The following is a 16,290-nucleotide window of genomic DNA, read 5'->3' on the forward strand; positions in this document are numbered from 1 at the left end:
GACGTTACAGGCCAAACGTTCAGCGCGTCAGCTGCTTCAGATAGAACAGCGTCTGCACGCTCGGCAGCACCTGCTGCAACACACGGTTGAACGTGGTCGACGCGGCGGTGCCCACGTACACGACGTCGAGCGGCTGCAACTGGAACTGCGAGGACAGCATGATCGAGTCCGGCTGCGTCATGTCGAGGCGGAACACCTCGGGCGTGGTCGGATGCTCGCGCATGCCGCGCATCACGTAGATCTGGCGCGGATTGGCGTCGGTGTTGAGGATGCCGCCCCCTTGCGTGAGCGCGTCGGCGATCGTCATGCGGCCGCGCGCGATCGGCACCTGGATCGGCGTCTTCACTTCGCCCAACACGAAGATGCGGCTGTCGGTGCGGTCCGGCACGTTGACCACGTCGCCGTTCTGCAGCATCACGTCCTGGGTGGTATCGCCCTGATCGAGCATGCGATCGGCATTGAGCACATAGAGCTTGTGGTTGCGCGTGAGTCGCACGCGCTGGATGTCGGCGTCCGGGTTCGTGCCGCCCGAGCGCGTGATCGCGTCGACCAGCTTCAGCGGCACGTCGCTGACCGCGAGCGGTCCCGGCTGCTTCACTTCGCCCGTGACCTGCACCTTCTGGCCGCGATACGACAGCACGCGCACGTCGACCTGCGGATTGCGGATATAAGGCACGAGGCGGGCGGCGAGCTGATCGCGCAGCTCGGTCGTGGTCTTGCCCGCGGCCTGGATGCGACCGACGAACGGGAAAAAGATCGTGCCGTCGGCGGCGATGGTCTGGCCGTACGGATCGGCCTGGCCCGGCAGCGCGGCCGTATACGGCTGCTGCAACGCACCCGCGATCGTCTGCGTGGTATTGCCGCCCGAGGACAAGGTACTGCCCTGCGGCGTGGTCAGCTCGGGGTGATCCCACACGGTGATGCCGAGAATGTCCTGCGGCGCGAGGTGGTACACGTACAGCGACGGATCGGACAGCGCCGCTGGCGGCAACGGCTGGATTTTCGCGGCGGCGGCTTGCGCCTGCGCCATGATCAGGTTCGCGTCGATCAGATGGACCGGATAGGTTTCGCTCGGCGCCTGATCGTTGTCCTTGAGCCGCGACGTGTCGAGGTAATTGCCCGGTGCGGTCGCGCAGGCCGACAGAAAGGACGTCAGCAGAAGTGAGGCGGCGAGCTTCGTGCGCAAGCTCGCGAATGAGTTTTCGATGCGGGGTTTCTTCAGCATATTTTTTTCAGCCATCCCATGACCAGATGTTCGATGAGCACGAGACTCTCCCTGTATTCGTCTTCCGCGCCGCCGTGCGGATCGGCGACGTCCGAATCGGCTTCCCACTTGCCGAGCGGATAGACCTTGCCGCGCGCCGACGGATCGAGCGCTTCGACCTCGCTCACCTGCGCGCGCTCGGTCACCAGCACGAGATCGGCCGCGCGCACGAGCGAGCGTTCGAGGCGCCGCGCGTGGTGAACGCCGGCCGCGACGCCGCGCTCTTCGAGCAGGCGCCGCATCACCGGGTCCATGCCGTGGCCGTTCACCGCACGAATGCCCGCCGAATGAAACGCGATAGGTGCGGCCCCCGAGCGCGGCGCGCGCGCCTGGCTCGCCTTGAACAGCATCTCGGCGGCGGGCGAGCGGCACACGTTGGCGTGGCACACGATCAGAACGTTGTCGAACATGGCGGACTCTCTCGCGCGGCGATCGCGGCGGCTTCAGCGGCCGGAGGCTGCCGTCGCGGCGAGGTCCGCCACCTGCATCGAACCTTTCGCGCCGACACGCGCCGGCGCGTTGCGCAACGCGTGCCGCCGGCCGATCGCGTGATACTCGATGCCGAGTTCGAGCAGCACGTCCGGCTCGTACAGATTGCGGCCGTCGAAAATCAGCGGCGTCTTCAGGATGCGCTTCAGCGCATCGAAATCTGGACTCTTGAAGACCTTCCATTCGGTCAGGATCACGAGCGCATCGACGCCGCTCGCCGCTTCCATCTCTTCACTCACGAACGAAAGTCGCGCATGCTGCTGCGGCACGTCCTTCAGATCGAGCGCGAGCACGCGCCTCGCTTCGTCGATCGAGACCGGGTCGTAGGCCTTCACGCGCGCGCCGCGGCCCAGCAGCCCGGCGATCAGCTCGCGGCTCGGCGCCGCGCGCATGTCGTCGGTATTCGGCTTGAATGCGAGACCCCAGACGCCGAACGTGCGGTCCGACAGATCCTCGCCGAGACGCGCGACGATCTTCTGCGCGAGGATCTGCTTCTGTGCATCGTTGACCGCTTCCACCGCTTCGAGAATGCGCAGGTTCGCATTGTGGTCGGCCGCGGTGCGGATCAGCGCCTGCACGTCCTTCGGAAAACAGGAGCCGCCATAGCCGCAACCCGCGTAGAGGAAGTCATAGCCGATGCGCGGATCGGAACCGATGCCGCGGCGCACCGCCTCGATATCCGCGCCGACGCGATCGGCCAGATTCGCGAGCTCGTTCATGTACGAGATGCGCGTCGCGAGCATCGCGTTGGCCGCGTACTTGGTGAATTCGGCCGAACGCACGTCCATATACAGTGTGCGCTCGCGATTGCGGTTGAACGGCGCATAGAGGCGCTTCATCAGTTCGCGCGCCTTTTCGCCGGGCACGTCCTCGTCGCAGCCGAGCACGATGCGATCGGGCCGCGTGAAGTCTTCGACGGCCGCGCCCTCCTTCAGGAACTCCGGATTCGACACGACCGAGAACATCGGCTCGACGCCGCGCGCGGCCAGCTCGGCGGCCACCACTTCGCGCACGCGCGATGCGGTGCCGACCGGCACCGTCGATTTGTCGACGATCACCTTGAAGCCGGTCATATAACGGCCGATGTTGCGCGCGGCCGCGAGCACGTATTGCAGATCGGCGGAACCGTCCTCGTCGGCCGGCGTGCCGACCGCGATGAACTGGATGTCGCCGTGCGCGACCGCGGCCTCGACGTCGGTGGAGAACGTCAGGCGCCTGGCGCGGCGATTGCGCGCGATGATCTCCTGCAGCCCCGGCTCGTGGATCGGCACGCCGCCGTTGTTGAGCACGTCGATCTTGCGCGCGTCGACGTCGAGACAGAACACGTCGTGGCCGATGTCCGCCAGACACGCGCCGGTCACGAGGCCGACATAGCCGCTACCGATGATCGTCAGGTTCATGGATTGCACCTCGGTAAAAAAGTTGATTCAGGAATGCGCTCGCGCGATGCGTGGCATCGGCGCGGCCCGGCACCCCGCGTTCAATAGGCGTTGCTGCCCGCGAAGCCCTTCCACAGCGTCAGCACGACGATCTTGATGTCGAGCCAGAAGGTCCAGTGCTGCATGTAGTACAGATCGAGCTTTACGCGGCCCATCATCTTTTCGATGCGATCGGTTTCGCCGCGATAACCGTTGATCTGCGCCCAGCCGGTAATGCCCGGCTTGATCCGGTAGCGGTGCATGTAGCCCTTCACCAGATCCTTGTAGATGTCGTCGTGTTCGAGCGCATGCGGACGGGGACCTACCACCGACATCTCGCCGCGCAGCACGTTGATGAATTGCGGCAGCTCGTCGAGGCTGGTGCGGCGCAGGAACGCGCCGACCGCGGTAATGCGCGGATCGCGCCGCGTCGCCTGGGTGATCTTGCCGGCCGCTTCCGTGTGGACCTTCATCGAGCGGAACTTGAAGATCTCGAACTCGCGGCCGTCGATGCCCTTGCGCCGCTGGCGGAAAAACACCGGCCCCGGCGAGCTGAGCTTCACCATCAGCGCGATCGCGAGCATCAGCGGCGACAGCGCGAGCAACGCGCCGAACGCGAACAGGCTGTCGAACACGCGCTTGGGCAGCACGCGCAGATCGGTGATCGGCGAGGCGGCCAGATTGATCGCGGGCACGCCGAGCAACTCGACCATCGGCTGATTGAACAGCGTCAGGCTGCCGACGTCGGGGATGAAGCGGATGTTCACGAAGTCGTTGCGCAGATCCATCACGAAGCGATGGATCGCCCTCTCCTTCGAGATCGGCAGCGCGAGCCACAACTCGCGGATCGCGCGCTGCCGTACCAGTTCGATCATGCGCTGATAGTCGCGCTCGACCGGCACGCCCGCGACCGCGTGCGCCGCGTCCGGGTCTTCGTAGGGATTGATCGTACCGTCCTCGTCGAACACGACGACGGGCTTGAAGCCAGCTTCGGGACGGCCGCGCATCTGTTCGATCAGGAAGCGGCCGTACGGCGCGCCGCCGACGATCGCGACCGCGCGCTGATTGAAGCCCTCGCGGCGCAGCCCGCGCAGGATCGAATAGACGATCACCTTCGTGACGACCAGCAGCACGATCGACGCGAGCGCCCAGTAAACGAGCCACAGCCGCGACAGGCTGTCGGCGCGGTGCACGCTGAAGCTGATCAGCACGCCGGTCACTTCGACCATCAGCCAGCCGCCCGTGACGCGCGACAGCAGATCGTAGAGCGGCTTGCCACGCCACGACTGATAGATACCGAGCGGCGGGAAGAACACCACCACGAGCAGGCAGCCGAACGCGAGCGACACGCTTTGCATATCGTCGAGCCATACCACTCTGCCGCTGTGCACGCCCGCCGCCAGCACCGCGGCGAGCGCGACCATGGCGATGTCGATGATTCTCGCTAGAACGCTCAGCATGCGCCGCCCCTCTGTTCGTCAGTCAAGTGCGATCCGTCGGTTGGTTGAAATGGCTGTTGCATGCGGGTTTCATCGTTGGGCTTTTTTATTTCCGATCTGCCTGGCGGCGCGACTGGACTGAATGAGCCTGAATGGCCAGACCGCAAATTCCGAATGCGAATGAGTGAATACCCTTGTTCATACCTCAATAAAGCGGTATTAAAATTCCCACGACAAGACCGCAAAAAATCTCAAATTGTATCGGTCAAAATTTCGCCATTTTTTATGCATTTTGTGCGGCAATTGTTGCCGCAATGCGGCCCGACATAACATTCCGGGCAGCCCATTCGAGCGCTTTCATGTAGAAGCTTTCGCTTTGCCAACAGTTCTGGCGCGAAGCTCTGGCGCCACTCGCGCTGTCATTCTTGCGCATCATTAAGCGAAAAAAATGCTTGCTGATTTTTTTCAGGTAATTTTTATTTATAAATAAATCGACGAGACATTTTTTGGTGAATTTCGAATAAATTCGACGCGCCTTTTATCGGAATTGTATTTAACGCGCTTTTATTGATTCGCGACTTCGTGATAAAACTCGACGCATTCATCCAGCCTCGAGGAGAGTTCACCATGACAGCTCCGGCCCCGGTCACGCCTGCCGGCACCCGGCCCACCCCCGCCCAATCGCCCATGCCCTCAACCGCAACCAGCGTCAAGCTCAAGGTTCATCCCGTGATTCTCGCGGGCGGCTCGGGCACCCGGCTGTGGCCGATGTCGCGCGAGCAGCATCCGAAGCAGCTGATCGGCCTGCTCGGCGAAGAGTCGCTGCTGCAATCGACGACCCGCCGTCTCGATGGGCTCGAAGCCGGTTATCCGCTTGCCGGCCAGCTCGTGGTCGTCGCCAATGAAGAACAGCGCTTCACGACGGCCGAACAATTGCGCACGAGCGCCAAGCCGAGCCGGCTGATACTCGAACCCGTGGGCCGTGACACCGCGCCCGCGTTGACGGTGGCCGCGCTGTCCGTCGCCGCGCAGGATGAAGACGGCATCATGGTCGTGATGCCCGCCGATCACGCGGTCACCGACAGCGCAGGATTTCACGCGGCGCTCGCCGCCGGCGTACAGCATGCGGCCGCTGGCCACATCGTCACCATGGGAATCGTGCCGACGCGTGCCGAAACCGGCTACGGCTATATCCGCATCGGCGCGCCGCTCGGTTCTGACGATGCGCAGACCGCAGCAGCGGCTCGCCCGGTCGCGCATCGCCTCGACCGTTTCGTCGAAAAGCCGCATCTGGAACTCGCGCAGCGCTATGTCGAATCACGCGAATACTGGTGGAACAGCGGTATTTTCATCGTGCGCGCATCGACGTGGCTCAAAGCGATCGGCCATTTTCAGCCGGCCATTTACGCAGCATGCGAATCGGCCTTCGCGGGCAGCACGGCGGACGGCGACTTCTTCCGGCTGCAACGCGATGCGTTCAGCGGCTCGCCGTCGAATTCGATCGACTACGCGGTGATGGAAAAGCTCGGCGCCGATCAGAGCATCGCGTCGGGCGTGGTCGTGCCGCTTGCGGCCGGCTGGTCCGACGTCGGTTCGTGGGACGCGATCTGGGACATCAGCGAGAAGGACCCCGATCGCAACGTGAGCCGCGGCCGCGTGATGTTCGAAGGCGCGAACTCCACCTTCGCGCATTCCGAAGGACGACTGATTGCCTGCGTCGGCACGCAGGATCTCGTCGTCGTCGAGACCGCCGATGCGATTCTGGTCGCCGACAAATCACGCGTGCAGGACGTCAAGAAGATCGTCAACCGGATTCGCGAGGATGGCGGGCTCGAAGCGGCCAATCATCGCAAGGTGCATCGGCCGTGGGGCAACTACGATTCCGTCGACACCGGCGAGCGCTTCCAGGTCAAGCGGATCGTCGTGAAGCCGGGCGCGCGGTTGTCGCTGCAGATGCATCATCACCGCGCGGAGCACTGGATCGTCGTGCGCGGCACCGCGCTCGTCACGCGCGGCGACGAACGCTTTATCGTGTCCGAAAACGAGTCGGCCTATATTCCGCTCGGCGTTACGCATCGCCTCGAAAACCCGGGCAAGATGCCGCTCGAAATGATCGAGGTGCAGTCGGGTTCGTACCTCGGCGAAGACGATATCGTGCGCTTCGACGATACGTACGGAAGGCAATGAGGCGCGACCGGTCGCAATGACGAAGCGGGAACCTGCGGCGGCGCAAAGCGGCCGCGGGGACCGCCGGGCTCATCCCACGTATGAGATGAGTTCTTTGTAGGTTGCGGATAAGCGCTCGGCGGTGCCGCTGTCGGTCGTCACCGTGGGCGTGCTTGCCCCGCCCGCGGTCGCGGTGTCCGACGGATAGCGGCGCAGCGTCCCGCGCAATGCATTCAGTGATGGCTTCAGCGGCCCGTGCAACGGCGCGCCGTGATTGCCCGGGTGATTCGCGATGCCATTGACCGATGCCGGTTCCGGCGCATGACGCAGGCCTGACAACGAACGCTCCGCGGACCGCTGCGCAAGGTTCGCCGACGCGGGCGCGGCCGTTGCGTGGACCATCGTCGTGGCCGCCGCGTCGGTCGCGCATTCGCGATCGATCCACTGACGCGCCCAGTCGAGCGCGAACTGCTGCGCGTGCTGCGCATCCGCGAAGCGCGGGCCGACGAGGCCAGAGCGCTCGACGCGCTTGCCGTCCCTGATGATCTCCGCCCACCCGCGATACATCGCATTCGGCACTTCCTCGACCACCACGTAGATCAGATAACCGCGCGAATCGGCGACCTGCATGCCGCGCGGGGCGAGGCCCATCGTCAGCGACGGGCGCGGGTCGTCGACCGCGACGGGCTCGACCGTGCCGGATGCGGCCGGTTCGACGCGCATCTGCGCCGCCGTCGCGGACCTCGCCACTGCGGACGTCGCGAACGCCGATGTCGCCACCGCGCTCGCCGGCGCAAGCCCCGACAATTGCCGCGTGATGTCGCCGATCGGATCGGCCGTACGCCATTGGCTCAACGCGCTCGCGACGCCGGGCGCCTGCCACGACTCGGGACTCTTCCACGACACGCCGCGCAGATTATTGTCTTCGCGCGGGCTCGGGGTTTGCGCAACCGGTGCCGCAGGTCTGGCCGTAACGGGCGGCGCCGGTTGGGGAATGTATGCGAACGTGCGCCCGCTCTGCGACAGCAGACGGACCATTTCCAGCAGTGTGCCGTTCAGTTGCCACTCTTCGAAGCGGCGGCGGCAGGTGGGACCGGACGGATAGCGGCCCGGCAGCTTCGACCACGGCTCGCCGGTGGTCATGATCCACAGCACGGCATTCGTCACGATGCGCGGTTCGGCGCGCGGCCGGCCGCGCCGGTTCAGACGGACGGCCGGCTCGTCGGAGACGAGCGGCGCGAGCAGCGCCCATTCGTCGTTGTTTAGCTCATCGAAAAACATTGGATTTTCTCCACGCGGCCTGGCCTGGCCGCGGCGTTGGGCCTGCCACGGATTCTCAGCGTTCACGACCCGTGTGCGGCCCTCGGTTGCACAAATTTGTTTGGTCCGTTCGGCTCGCTGGAGCAGCCCGCCCACACGTGGTGCGGCTCTTCCCTATTACGAAGCACAAAACGCGGTCTCACTCGTGCGTGGGAAAATTTGTGCACGAAGCATACCATTCCAATCTTTGCATGAGTACAGTTGAGACAAGTGTTACGGATAGAAACAATCTTGTCGGTTTCGCTGCGTCGATTCTCGTATTGCCGTAACAGAAGCCGCTGCTTATCCGGCATCGGATCTGTCTATTGCAAAGCACAATACCGCATCACCGAACAGAATGGGCTTTAGAAATGTAATTGCCGATCCAGCATGCATTTCTATGCGCTTTGATGATTGATGTGACATCGGTTTCGAGCGTCGGCGAACGGACTGCGACGCGCCCGCGCGGTGACATGGAGGCAACCGGAGGCGCACACGCGGCGGCCGCGCATGCGCGGAGTTCGAGGCGTGACAGAAGCGACGAAGTCGCTTCGAACGACGTTACGGGCGCACTGGTTTCGATGCGTGCTCGCCGACGACCGTGGTCCATTCGCGCACGCGCCAACGCGTAACCAGTCCGGAGAGTACGTACGGATCGGCGGTAGCAAAGGCCTCTGCCACCGCGGGCGACGCGCCGGTGAAGAGCAGCACCGCACCGTCCGTCGGCTCCGCGAGCGCGCCGGCGAGCAGCAGTTCGCCGCGCTCGGCGGCGGCCCATGCGAGTTTCAGATGCGCGTCGCGATGCTCGCCGCGCCGCTCCAGATAGTCGGGTACCAACTCGTACATCAACAGGTAATGCATGGTGAGTCTCCTCGCGAGGTTGAGGGTTGGCAGGGAGCGGCATGCACCGGAGCGCAGTCGAGGATAACGGCGACTACCGAATTTCATGCCTATTTTCTATTCAGTTGCATTCGCAGCAATATGAAAATTCTCATTGCCTGTTAACCATAGATCAAAATAGCGGAAACCGTAATTTCGTTTCAATAAGCTTGAAATAAACGTCACGAGCAATCTGCATTGCATGACAAAATTCGCGCTCTCGTTCATTCGATTGTTTCAAACGCCGCGGCGCCAGTTGCGCCACGCTGCTCAGGGAAAACGAGCGCGGACCGCTGTCAACCGGAATGCATTTTGAGCCGTTCTCGCAGACGGCATTTGCCATAATGGATGCGCCGATGGGCCCATGAATGCCGTCGTCGCCCGCGCGCATGAACGATCAGAAACGTTTTCACCACCGATGGAGTGTCCCATGAAAATTCAATCCGCTATCGCTACGCTGGTGTTGGGCGCGGTACTCGTATCGCCGGCGTTTGCGCAGAACAGCCAGCAAACCAAGATGGCCGACTGCAACAAGCAGGCCGGCGAAAAGAAAGGCGACGAGCGCAAGGCGTTCATGCAAACCTGTCTTTCCGCGAAGCCGGCCGCCGCCGCGCCGATGAGCCAGCAGGACAAGATGAAGGTGTGCAACAAGAAGGCGGCCGACAAGAAAGGCGACGACCGCAAGGCCTTCATGAAGACCTGCCTGTCCTCCTCGGCGCCGGCCAACTGAGCGAAAGGCGGAGCCGTCCCCCACGCCGGCGCCCTCCGATCGACGCCGCGCCGGCGCATCGTTGCGCCCACGCGGCGCTCCGATCGAGTCCCCCCGCTTCGTCGTCCACCCGCCGCAACGCGCCGTTTTCTTCTATGATGGCTGCGGAGACGGCCCACCCTCACTCATATAGAACCAAACAACTACGCGGGCCGCCATCTTGTCGTTGGTGCTACTGAGCATCGATCGGAGGCAAGGATGGTATCGAAGCACAAAAACCGCTGGTTAAGGCGGTGGTTGCTGGTCATCATATTCTGGGCCGTGCCTGTGGCGATCGTGGCGGTCAACGAGATTCGCGAGGAAATGTCGTACAACGCGGTCGATCTCGACCGCGCGCTGACCACCTGGAATTTCACCCAGGCGCAGCGCACCGCCGGGGCGCCCGCGCATTGCCATGGCAAGCCCGACGAGGCCAAGGCGGCCGGCTGCCCGGCCGACGTGCTGGCCGCCAACGCGCCGCGCCAGCAGGACGCGATCAACGAATACAGCGTGCGCCGCTCGACGCTATTGGCCTATCTGTGGCACGCATTCGTCGGCTATTGGATCGTGCCGGCGGCTATGCTGTTCGCGATCGGCGCGATCATCGGCATGGTGCGCCGCGCGCTGCGGCGCCCGCCCGCGGTCAAGAGTCCGGCGAATCACGGGTGAGCGGCGGCCGCGCCGCTTACACTTCGCCGCAATTTGCTGCGCCGAAACAACACTCTCATTGCCATGTCGATGGGCCGCCGCGCAACGCGAAAATCGGTAAAAACCGGCCCATCGTGCGGCCACGCCGAAGCGTCCCCACAATCGCCGCGACTCGGGCGCTGTTTAGCGTCGCCCCTCGGATCGTCGCTCGACGCGTGCTCGGAAGTCGCGCGCAAGGCCGGTCAAATTTACTGGGAAGACTTTTTGCGATCAGGCTCAAACCCTTGTCCCATAAGGCTTTTCGCGTTGTCACGCAACGCGCCTTTTGCACCAGCCTGTGTTATAACTCAAAGGCAACCAGGCGACACCACCACGGTTGCGCCCCGGATCCATGACGGAGAAAAACGATGCAAAGACGACACTTCATGTTGAAGACGACCGCTGCGCTTGCTTTCGGAGGCCTTGCACTCGCCGGCTGCACGACGACGGGCAACACGCCGGAAAATGCTCATGTCGACGCCTCGAAACGACAGTCGATCGACGCCAGCGTCGACGGCACGCTGTCCAAGCTATTCACGACCGTGCCGGGCTCGCGCGAGCTGGTGTCGAAGGCGCGCGGCGTGCTGGTGTTCCCGTCGGTGCTGCAGGCGGGCTTGATCGTCGGCGGCCAGTATGGCGAAGGCGCATTGCGGGTGGGCGGCGCGACGGTCGGCTATTACAGCACCGCGTCGGGCTCGTTCGGCCTGCAGGCGGGCGCGCAGTCGAAGGCGATCATCTTCCTGTTCATGACGCAGGATTCGCTCGACAAATTCCGCAACGCGGAGGGCTGGTCGGCCGGCGTCGATGCATCGGTCGCGCTCGTGAAGATCGGCGCGAATGGCGCCGTCGACACGACCACGGCCACTGCGCCGGTGCAGGTTTTCGTGTTGACGAACGCGGGCCTGATGGGCGACGTCTCGCTGCAAGGCACGAAGGTCACGCGGCTGAAGATCTGAGCGCGCTCATCGGCGCGCTTCACTGATCACTTGCGCGCGCATCGCGGCGAAGGCCGCGCGGTGGACCCTGTGCGGGTCGTCGCGCGGTCTTTTTGTTATGTATGCCGATGCCGGCGCTCGGGAACGGAAAAACTCGCGCGCAAAAAAAAACGGCGCCGCGCATCGCGCACCGCCGTCCTTCTTCGACACGTCCGAACGATCCCGCGTCAACCGCCCGACGAATCGACCACCTTGAACCTCGAGCGCTTCTGTGCGCGAATCACCAACTGATAGGCCTCCACATACTCACGCGCCATCCGGTGCGACGTGAAGCGCTCCTCGAAACGCCGCCGCACGCCCGCGCGCGACACCTTGTGCAGCCGGTTCACGGCCGCCACCGCGCCGATCTCGTCCTCGACGATGAACCCGGTCACGCCATCTTCGAGCACTTCGGGCACCGAGCCGCGGTTGAACGCGATCACCGGCGTGCCGCAAGCCATCGCCTCGATCATCACGAGACCGAACGGCTCCGGCCAGTCGATCGGAAACAGCAGCGCATGCGCGCCCGACAGAAACTCGGCCTTCTGATGATCGGCAATCTCGCCGATGTACTCGACGTACGGCAGGTCGAGCAACGGCCGGATATCGCGCTCGAAGTACTCGCGATCGGCCGCATCCACCTTGGCGGCGATACGGATCGGCATGCCGCAGCGGCCGGCGATGCGGATCGCCGTATCGACGCGCTTTTCCGGCGAAATCCGGCCGAGAAACGCGAGGTACTTCTGCTCGACCGGTTGCGGCGTATAGAGCTGCGCCGGCAGGCCGTGATAGACGGTGGTGAGCCAGCGCGCCTGCGGCAGCGGATGACGCTGCGCGTTCGAAATGGAGATCACGGGCGCGGTGTTGAACGTGTCGAACACCGGCTGCTGCTCGGGCAGATCGAGCCGGCCGTGCATCGTCGTGACGAACGGCGTGTCCTGCCGCTTGAATACCGAGAACGAGTAGTAGTCGAGGTGGAAATGCAGCACGTCGAACTCTTCGGCCTGGCGGCGCACGAGTTCCATCAACAGCATATGCGGCGCGACGCGGTCGCGAATGCCCGGATCGAGCCGCAGCGCGCGCGGCCACACCGCTTCGAGCTTCGCGCTCGTGACGGAGTCGCCGCTCGCGAACAGCGTCACGTCGTGGCCTTGCTCGACCAGCGCTTCGGTGATGTACGACACGACGCGCTCCGTGCCGCCGTAGAGCTTCGGCGGCACCGATTCGGTCAGCGGGGCGATCTGCGCAATCTTCATATTGTGTCTCCGTGAGCCGGCGGCTGGCGCGCAATCGCGATGCCGTCGGCGACGCCGAGTATGACAGCGCCATGACGTCGGAACAATGCGCGCGGTCCCTAACGCGGTCCCTAAGCGTCGCATGCATCGTCGCTACGGGGAATTATTCCCTGACATCGGTCGAAAAGCCGCAGGTCTTGCAATTGCTCGGTGCTGTTACAAGCGGCTTACATCCGGTGACACGCGACCACGCGCCGTCATTTGTGGCCGCCGCCCTCGGCCGACCCGCGCACTGGCATGCTGCGCAAATCCCTGAGGAAGCTGTCGCGCCACACTCCGAGATCGTTCTTACGCAGCGCGGCCATGTCGATCTCGTGACGCCGCTGGCGCGCGTCGAGCGGCATTTGCAGCGCGCGTTGCAAGGCCTCGCACATGCCGATCGCATCGTGCGGATTGACGAGCAGCGCGCCAGAGAGCTCGGCGGCCGCGCCCGCGAAAATCGACAGCACGAGCACGCCGGGATCGTCGGGATTCTGCGCGGCCACGTACTCCTTCGCGACGAGGTTCATGCCGTCGTGCAGCGGCGTGACGAAGCCGATCTGCGACTCCCGAAACAGCGACATCAGCTTCCAGCGGTCGTACTGCTGGTTCAGATAGCGGATCGGCGTGTAGTCGAGCCCCGAGTAGCGGCCGTTGATGCGCCCTGCCTCGTATTCGAGATCCTGGCGGATCTTCTGATAGGTCGCGACGTCCGAGCGCGTAGGCGGCGCGATCTGCACGAGCGTGACGTTGCCGCGCCATTCGGGCGAGCGTTCGAGCAGCAACTCGAACGCGCGAAAGCGCTCGACCAGTCCCTTCGAATAGTCGAGCCGGTCGACGCTCATGACCAGCTTGCGCCCCTCGAGGCTTTGCTTCAGCTCGAGCACGTGCTGGCGGCTTTCGTAGCGCTTGGCCTGCTCGGCGATTTCGTCGGGGAACACGCCGATCCGGTAGACGCCGGTGCGCAGCTTGCGCCCGAACGCCTCGACGATGCCGTCCGCGCTCACCGTGCCGCGCGCGTGACGCGTCACGTAGTCGTGGAATGCCTGCTGGTCGGTGGCGGTCTGGAAGCCGAGCAGGTCGTAGCACGACATCGACTTCACCAGTTCCTCGTGCGGCGGAATGTTGAGCAGGATCTGCGGCGCGGGAAACGGAATATGCAGGAAGAAACCGATGCGGTTCGTCACGCCCTCGCTGCGCAGCGCCTCGGCAAACGGGATCAGATGGTAGTCGTGAATCCAGATGATGTCGTCGGGTTCGAGCAGCTTGACCAGCTTGTGAGCGAGCCATGCGTTGACGCGCCGGTAGCCCGCGTACTCCTCGCGCTCGTAGCGCGCGAGGTCGTTGCGGTAGTGGAATACCGGCCACAGCGTCGCGTTCGAGAAGCCGCGGTAGTACTGGTCGTAGTCCTTGCGCGTGAGGCCGACGGTTGCGAAGGTCACCGCGCCGTCCTGCTCGAGCATCGGCCCCGCGTTGGCGACCGTTTCGCTGACTACGTCGCCGCTCCAGCCGAACCAGACGCCGCCTGCATCCTTCAGCGCGCCGAATACGCCGACCGCGAGTCCACCCGCCGATCCCTTGGTCTCCGTCGGCGTCGCGACGCGATTCGACACGACGATCAATCGGCCCATAGTGCATGTCCTCCGTCATTCTTGCGATGCGCCGCGACGCCTGAGCAGGCGTGGCGCGCCCGTTAGTAGCAATCGGCGTGCCCGCGCATCGCCGGGCTTGCCGAGGGCGGTCGCCGCACGCCACTCGCGATACCCAACTCGCGATTTGCCACTCGCCACGCGCGATTCGCGATCCGCAACGTCCGGCTAAGCCTGCTCCTTCGCCTTCTGCGCGACCTCGCCCGCGCCAGTGCGGTCGATGCGGCTCGCCACCGGATCGGCTTCGGTATGCGCGGCGGTGCTGCCGGCTGGCGCCTGGCGGCTGCGCGGCAGCCAGTCGCTCGGGCCAGCGCCACCGGTCTCCAGCTCCGCCGACACCTCGGCACGCGCCCGCGGCAGGTATTCCGGGTAATGCCGATGAACGAAATCGAGCAGCCCTTCGCGCACGCGGCAGCGCAGATCCCACGCAAGGCCGGAATCGGGCGCGCTGACGAGCGCGCGCAACTGCATCGCGCGCTCGGTGCAGTCCGTCACCTGCAGCACCTGCACGCGACGGTCCCACTCGGGCGCGTTCTCGACGATGCGCGCAAGCTCCTCGCGCAGCGGCGCGAGCGGCATCCGGTAATCGACGAACAGGAACACGGTGCCGATGATCTGCGAGCTGCTGCGGGTCCAGTTCGAGAACGGATTTTCGATAAACCATTGCAGCGGCACGATCAGACGGCGCTGATCCCACAGCCGCACCGACACGTACGTGCCGGTGATCTCCTCGATGCGTCCCCACTCGTCCTGGATCACGACGACGTCGTCGAGGCGGATCGGTTGCGACAGCGCGATCTGCAAACCGGCGATCAGGTTGCCGAGCACCGGCCGCGCCGCGATACCGGCGACCAGACCGGCGACACCCGCCGACGCCAGCAGGCTCGCGCCGATCTGCCGCACGTTGGGCAAGGTCATCAGCGCACCGCCGACACCGATGATCACGATCACGATCATCACCGAGCGCGCGAGTACGCGCGCCTGCGTATGGATGCGGCGCGCCTGCAGGTTATCGGCGGAATCGAGCGGATGGGCGCGGATGATCGCTTCGCCAATCGCCGCGGCCGAGCGCACCGACAGCCACGTCAGCGCGGCGATCAGCGCGATGCCGGTGATGTCGCGCACCGGTTCGATGAAGTTGAGGGTGTCGGGTGCCTCGGACCAGACCCACGCGAACGCGAGGATCACGAGGGCGAACAGCGACGGCTTGTCGATGTAGCGCAGCACGACGCTCGTCAGCGCGTGCGGCCGCGCGAGACGCTTCACGACGCGCGCGCCGAAGCGGTGAATGCCGCTCGCCACGATCGCCACGATGGCCGTCACGATCAGCGTGCCGAGCCACGTATGCAGCGGCGCGGCCGCCACGCGGTAGAAGTCGTCGATAGTAGGCATAACGGGCATCTTCCTCCGGGCTCGATGAGCGGCGGCGCGCCTGCGCGACTACTGACATCCGGGGGGCACGACCGCGCCTGGGCGTTACAACGGGTTCTTCGATGCGCCGCGGTTATCGATCAGCCGCCGCTCTTGCAGGGAAACGCCTTGCCGAGACCCAGCGAAATCGCCGTGCTCGCGTTGTAGCCCGCGGCGTTTGGGTTCTCGGCGATGTACTTGCGCACCGCGTCGGTCAACTGCGCCGAGCGCGCATCCGGCGGCAGGCAGAAGTACTGGCCGACGCGCGGACCGGTGGTGCCGCCGATCGCGTCGATCGTGTTGAAGATGCCGTCGGCCGCGCCTTCGATGTAGGCCGCGCAGGCGCTACGCGAAGCCACGTCCGTCTTGGTGCACAGCTTGTTGAGGTCGCCTCCCGTAAACGCGGCTGCCGAAAGCGGCAAGGCAAGCGCGCCGGCGAAAATCAAAGCCCGCAGCATGGTGTTCCTTTCCAGGGTTGTTTATTCACGCGGTCTTTCTGCCGCGTCCGGACGGCGCGCTACGCGGCGCGCCGAAGTCGTCATTCTGCACTGTTTTACGCGGCGGCAGCAGGCCGGCAGGCGCGCAGCTCGGGCA

15 protein-coding genes are annotated in these 16,290 nt (G+C 64.5%); 4 read left to right on the plus strand and 11 right to left on the minus strand.

What is annotated here, in order from left to right:
- Nucleotides 1-19: 19 nt before the first annotated feature.
- The 4 genes from OKW35_RS37150 to OKW35_RS37165 all read right to left on the minus strand — a co-directional run bounded on the left by OKW35_RS37150 (nt 20) and on the right by OKW35_RS37165 (nt 4,631).
- Nucleotides 20-1,225 (minus strand): polysaccharide biosynthesis/export family protein, encoded by a 1,206-nt coding sequence (locus OKW35_RS37150; RefSeq protein WP_429554673.1) that lies wholly within the window; start codon nt 1,223-1,225, stop codon nt 20-22.
- Nucleotides 1,219-1,674 (minus strand): exopolysaccharide biosynthesis protein, encoded by a 456-nt coding sequence (locus OKW35_RS37155; protein ID WP_090804816.1) that lies wholly within the window; start codon nt 1,672-1,674, stop codon nt 1,219-1,221. The genes OKW35_RS37150 and OKW35_RS37155 overlap by 7 nt, the downstream gene beginning before the upstream one ends.
- 33 nt (nt 1,675-1,707) lie before the next feature.
- A complete protein-coding gene (locus OKW35_RS37160; RefSeq protein ID WP_429554674.1) occupies nt 1,708-3,153 on the minus strand; it encodes a UDP-glucose dehydrogenase family protein in 1,446 nt (481 codons plus the stop codon).
- A gap of 80 nt (nt 3,154-3,233) precedes the next feature.
- Complete coding sequence (locus tag OKW35_RS37165) at nt 3,234-4,631, minus strand: undecaprenyl-phosphate glucose phosphotransferase (protein WP_429554675.1); 1,398 nt, start codon at nt 4,629-4,631, stop codon at nt 3,234-3,236.
- Nucleotides 4,632-5,237: 606 nt separating this feature from the next.
- Between OKW35_RS37165 and OKW35_RS37170 the strand changes: the two genes are divergently transcribed.
- A complete protein-coding gene (locus OKW35_RS37170) occupies nt 5,238-6,797 on the plus strand; it encodes a mannose-1-phosphate guanylyltransferase/mannose-6-phosphate isomerase (protein ID WP_429554676.1) in 1,560 nt (519 codons plus the stop codon).
- A 69-nt stretch (nt 6,798-6,866) separates the two neighbouring features.
- Here the strand turns inward: OKW35_RS37170 and OKW35_RS37175 are convergent, their stop codons facing one another.
- The 3 genes from OKW35_RS37175 to OKW35_RS37185 all read right to left on the minus strand — a co-directional run bounded on the left by OKW35_RS37175 (nt 6,867) and on the right by OKW35_RS37185 (nt 9,345).
- Nucleotides 6,867-8,057, minus strand: coding sequence for a transposase (locus OKW35_RS37175; protein WP_429554677.1), 1,191 nt, complete (start codon nt 8,055-8,057; stop codon nt 6,867-6,869).
- A gap of 579 nt (nt 8,058-8,636) precedes the next feature.
- Nucleotides 8,637-8,936 carry a YciI-like protein gene (locus tag OKW35_RS37180; protein WP_018418036.1) on the minus strand — a complete coding sequence of 100 codons (300 nt, stop codon included), beginning with the start codon at nt 8,934-8,936 and terminating at the stop codon, nt 8,637-8,639.
- A gap of 151 nt (nt 8,937-9,087) precedes the next feature.
- Nucleotides 9,088-9,345 carry a hypothetical protein gene (locus tag OKW35_RS37185; RefSeq protein ID WP_184066664.1) on the minus strand — a complete coding sequence of 86 codons (258 nt, stop codon included), beginning with the start codon at nt 9,343-9,345 and terminating at the stop codon, nt 9,088-9,090.
- Between the two features lie 39 nt (nt 9,346-9,384).
- On the opposite strand from OKW35_RS37185, the gene OKW35_RS37190 reads away from it, so the two are divergent.
- The 3 genes from OKW35_RS37190 to OKW35_RS37200 all read left to right on the plus strand — a co-directional run bounded on the left by OKW35_RS37190 (nt 9,385) and on the right by OKW35_RS37200 (nt 11,345).
- Nucleotides 9,385-9,684 carry a PsiF family protein gene (locus OKW35_RS37190; protein ID WP_184066667.1) on the plus strand — a complete coding sequence of 100 codons (300 nt, stop codon included), beginning with the start codon at nt 9,385-9,387 and terminating at the stop codon, nt 9,682-9,684.
- Between the two features lie 237 nt (nt 9,685-9,921).
- Entirely contained in the window at nt 9,922-10,371 is a 450-nt protein-coding gene (locus OKW35_RS37195) for a hypothetical protein (RefSeq protein WP_184033559.1), read from the plus strand.
- A 386-nt stretch (nt 10,372-10,757) separates the two neighbouring features.
- Nucleotides 10,758-11,345 carry a BPSL1445 family SYLF domain-containing lipoprotein gene (locus OKW35_RS37200; protein ID WP_184066672.1) on the plus strand — a complete coding sequence of 196 codons (588 nt, stop codon included), beginning with the start codon at nt 10,758-10,760 and terminating at the stop codon, nt 11,343-11,345.
- Nucleotides 11,346-11,551: 206 nt separating this feature from the next.
- On the opposite strand, the gene OKW35_RS37205 is transcribed toward OKW35_RS37200, so the two are convergent.
- The 4 genes from OKW35_RS37205 to OKW35_RS37220 form a co-directional block, all read right to left on the minus strand.
- On the minus strand, nt 11,552-12,619 hold the full coding sequence (locus OKW35_RS37205) for a glycosyltransferase family 4 protein (protein WP_429554678.1): 1,068 nt from the start codon (nt 12,617-12,619) through the stop codon (nt 11,552-11,554).
- A gap of 236 nt (nt 12,620-12,855) precedes the next feature.
- Nucleotides 12,856-14,268 carry an alpha,alpha-trehalose-phosphate synthase (UDP-forming) gene (gene otsA, locus OKW35_RS37210; RefSeq protein WP_429554679.1) on the minus strand — a complete coding sequence of 471 codons (1,413 nt, stop codon included), beginning with the start codon at nt 14,266-14,268 and terminating at the stop codon, nt 12,856-12,858.
- Nucleotides 14,269-14,454: 186 nt separating this feature from the next.
- On the minus strand, nt 14,455-15,678 hold the full coding sequence (locus OKW35_RS37215) for a mechanosensitive ion channel family protein (RefSeq protein WP_429355515.1): 1,224 nt from the start codon (nt 15,676-15,678) through the stop codon (nt 14,455-14,457).
- Nucleotides 15,679-15,797: 119 nt separating this feature from the next.
- Entirely contained in the window at nt 15,798-16,154 is a 357-nt protein-coding gene (locus OKW35_RS37220; RefSeq protein WP_090804794.1) for a Rap1a/Tai family immunity protein, read from the minus strand.
- Nucleotides 16,155-16,290 lie beyond the last annotated feature (136 nt).

The sequence above is a fragment of the Paraburkholderia sp. MM5477-R1 genome, assembly GCF_050436385.1.
Taxonomy (GTDB): Bacteria; Pseudomonadota; Gammaproteobacteria; order Burkholderiales; family Burkholderiaceae; genus Paraburkholderia; species Paraburkholderia tuberum.

Coding starts and splice junctions, on each gene's coding strand:
- OKW35_RS37150 (WP_429554673.1), bottom strand. CDS start 1,225: ATGCTGAAGAAACCCCGCATCGAAAACTCATTCGCGAGCTTGCGCACG.
- OKW35_RS37155 (WP_090804816.1), bottom strand. CDS start 1,674: ATGTTCGACAACGTTCTGATCGTGTGCCACGCCAACGTGTGCCGCTCG.
- OKW35_RS37160 (WP_429554674.1), bottom strand. CDS start 3,153: ATGAACCTGACGATCATCGGTAGCGGCTATGTCGGCCTCGTGACCGGC.
- OKW35_RS37165 (WP_429554675.1), bottom strand. CDS start 4,631: ATGCTGAGCGTTCTAGCGAGAATCATCGACATCGCCATGGTCGCGCTC.
- OKW35_RS37170 (WP_429554676.1), top strand. CDS start 5,238: ATGACAGCTCCGGCCCCGGTCACGCCTGCCGGCACCCGGCCCACCCCC.
- OKW35_RS37175 (WP_429554677.1), bottom strand. CDS start 8,057: ATGTTTTTCGATGAGCTAAACAACGACGAATGGGCGCTGCTCGCGCCG.
- OKW35_RS37180 (WP_018418036.1), bottom strand. CDS start 8,936: ATGCATTACCTGTTGATGTACGAGTTGGTACCCGACTATCTGGAGCGG.
- OKW35_RS37185 (WP_184066664.1), bottom strand. CDS start 9,345: ATGCGCGCGGGCGACGACGGCATTCATGGGCCCATCGGCGCATCCATT.
- OKW35_RS37190 (WP_184066667.1), top strand. CDS start 9,385: ATGAAAATTCAATCCGCTATCGCTACGCTGGTGTTGGGCGCGGTACTC.
- OKW35_RS37195 (WP_184033559.1), top strand. CDS start 9,922: ATGGTATCGAAGCACAAAAACCGCTGGTTAAGGCGGTGGTTGCTGGTC.
- OKW35_RS37200 (WP_184066672.1), top strand. CDS start 10,758: ATGCAAAGACGACACTTCATGTTGAAGACGACCGCTGCGCTTGCTTTC.
- OKW35_RS37205 (WP_429554678.1), bottom strand. CDS start 12,619: ATGAAGATTGCGCAGATCGCCCCGCTGACCGAATCGGTGCCGCCGAAG.
- otsA (WP_429554679.1), bottom strand. CDS start 14,268: ATGGGCCGATTGATCGTCGTGTCGAATCGCGTCGCGACGCCGACGGAG.
- OKW35_RS37215 (WP_429355515.1), bottom strand. CDS start 15,678: ATGCCTACTATCGACGACTTCTACCGCGTGGCGGCCGCGCCGCTGCAT.
- OKW35_RS37220 (WP_090804794.1), bottom strand. CDS start 16,154: ATGCTGCGGGCTTTGATTTTCGCCGGCGCGCTTGCCTTGCCGCTTTCG.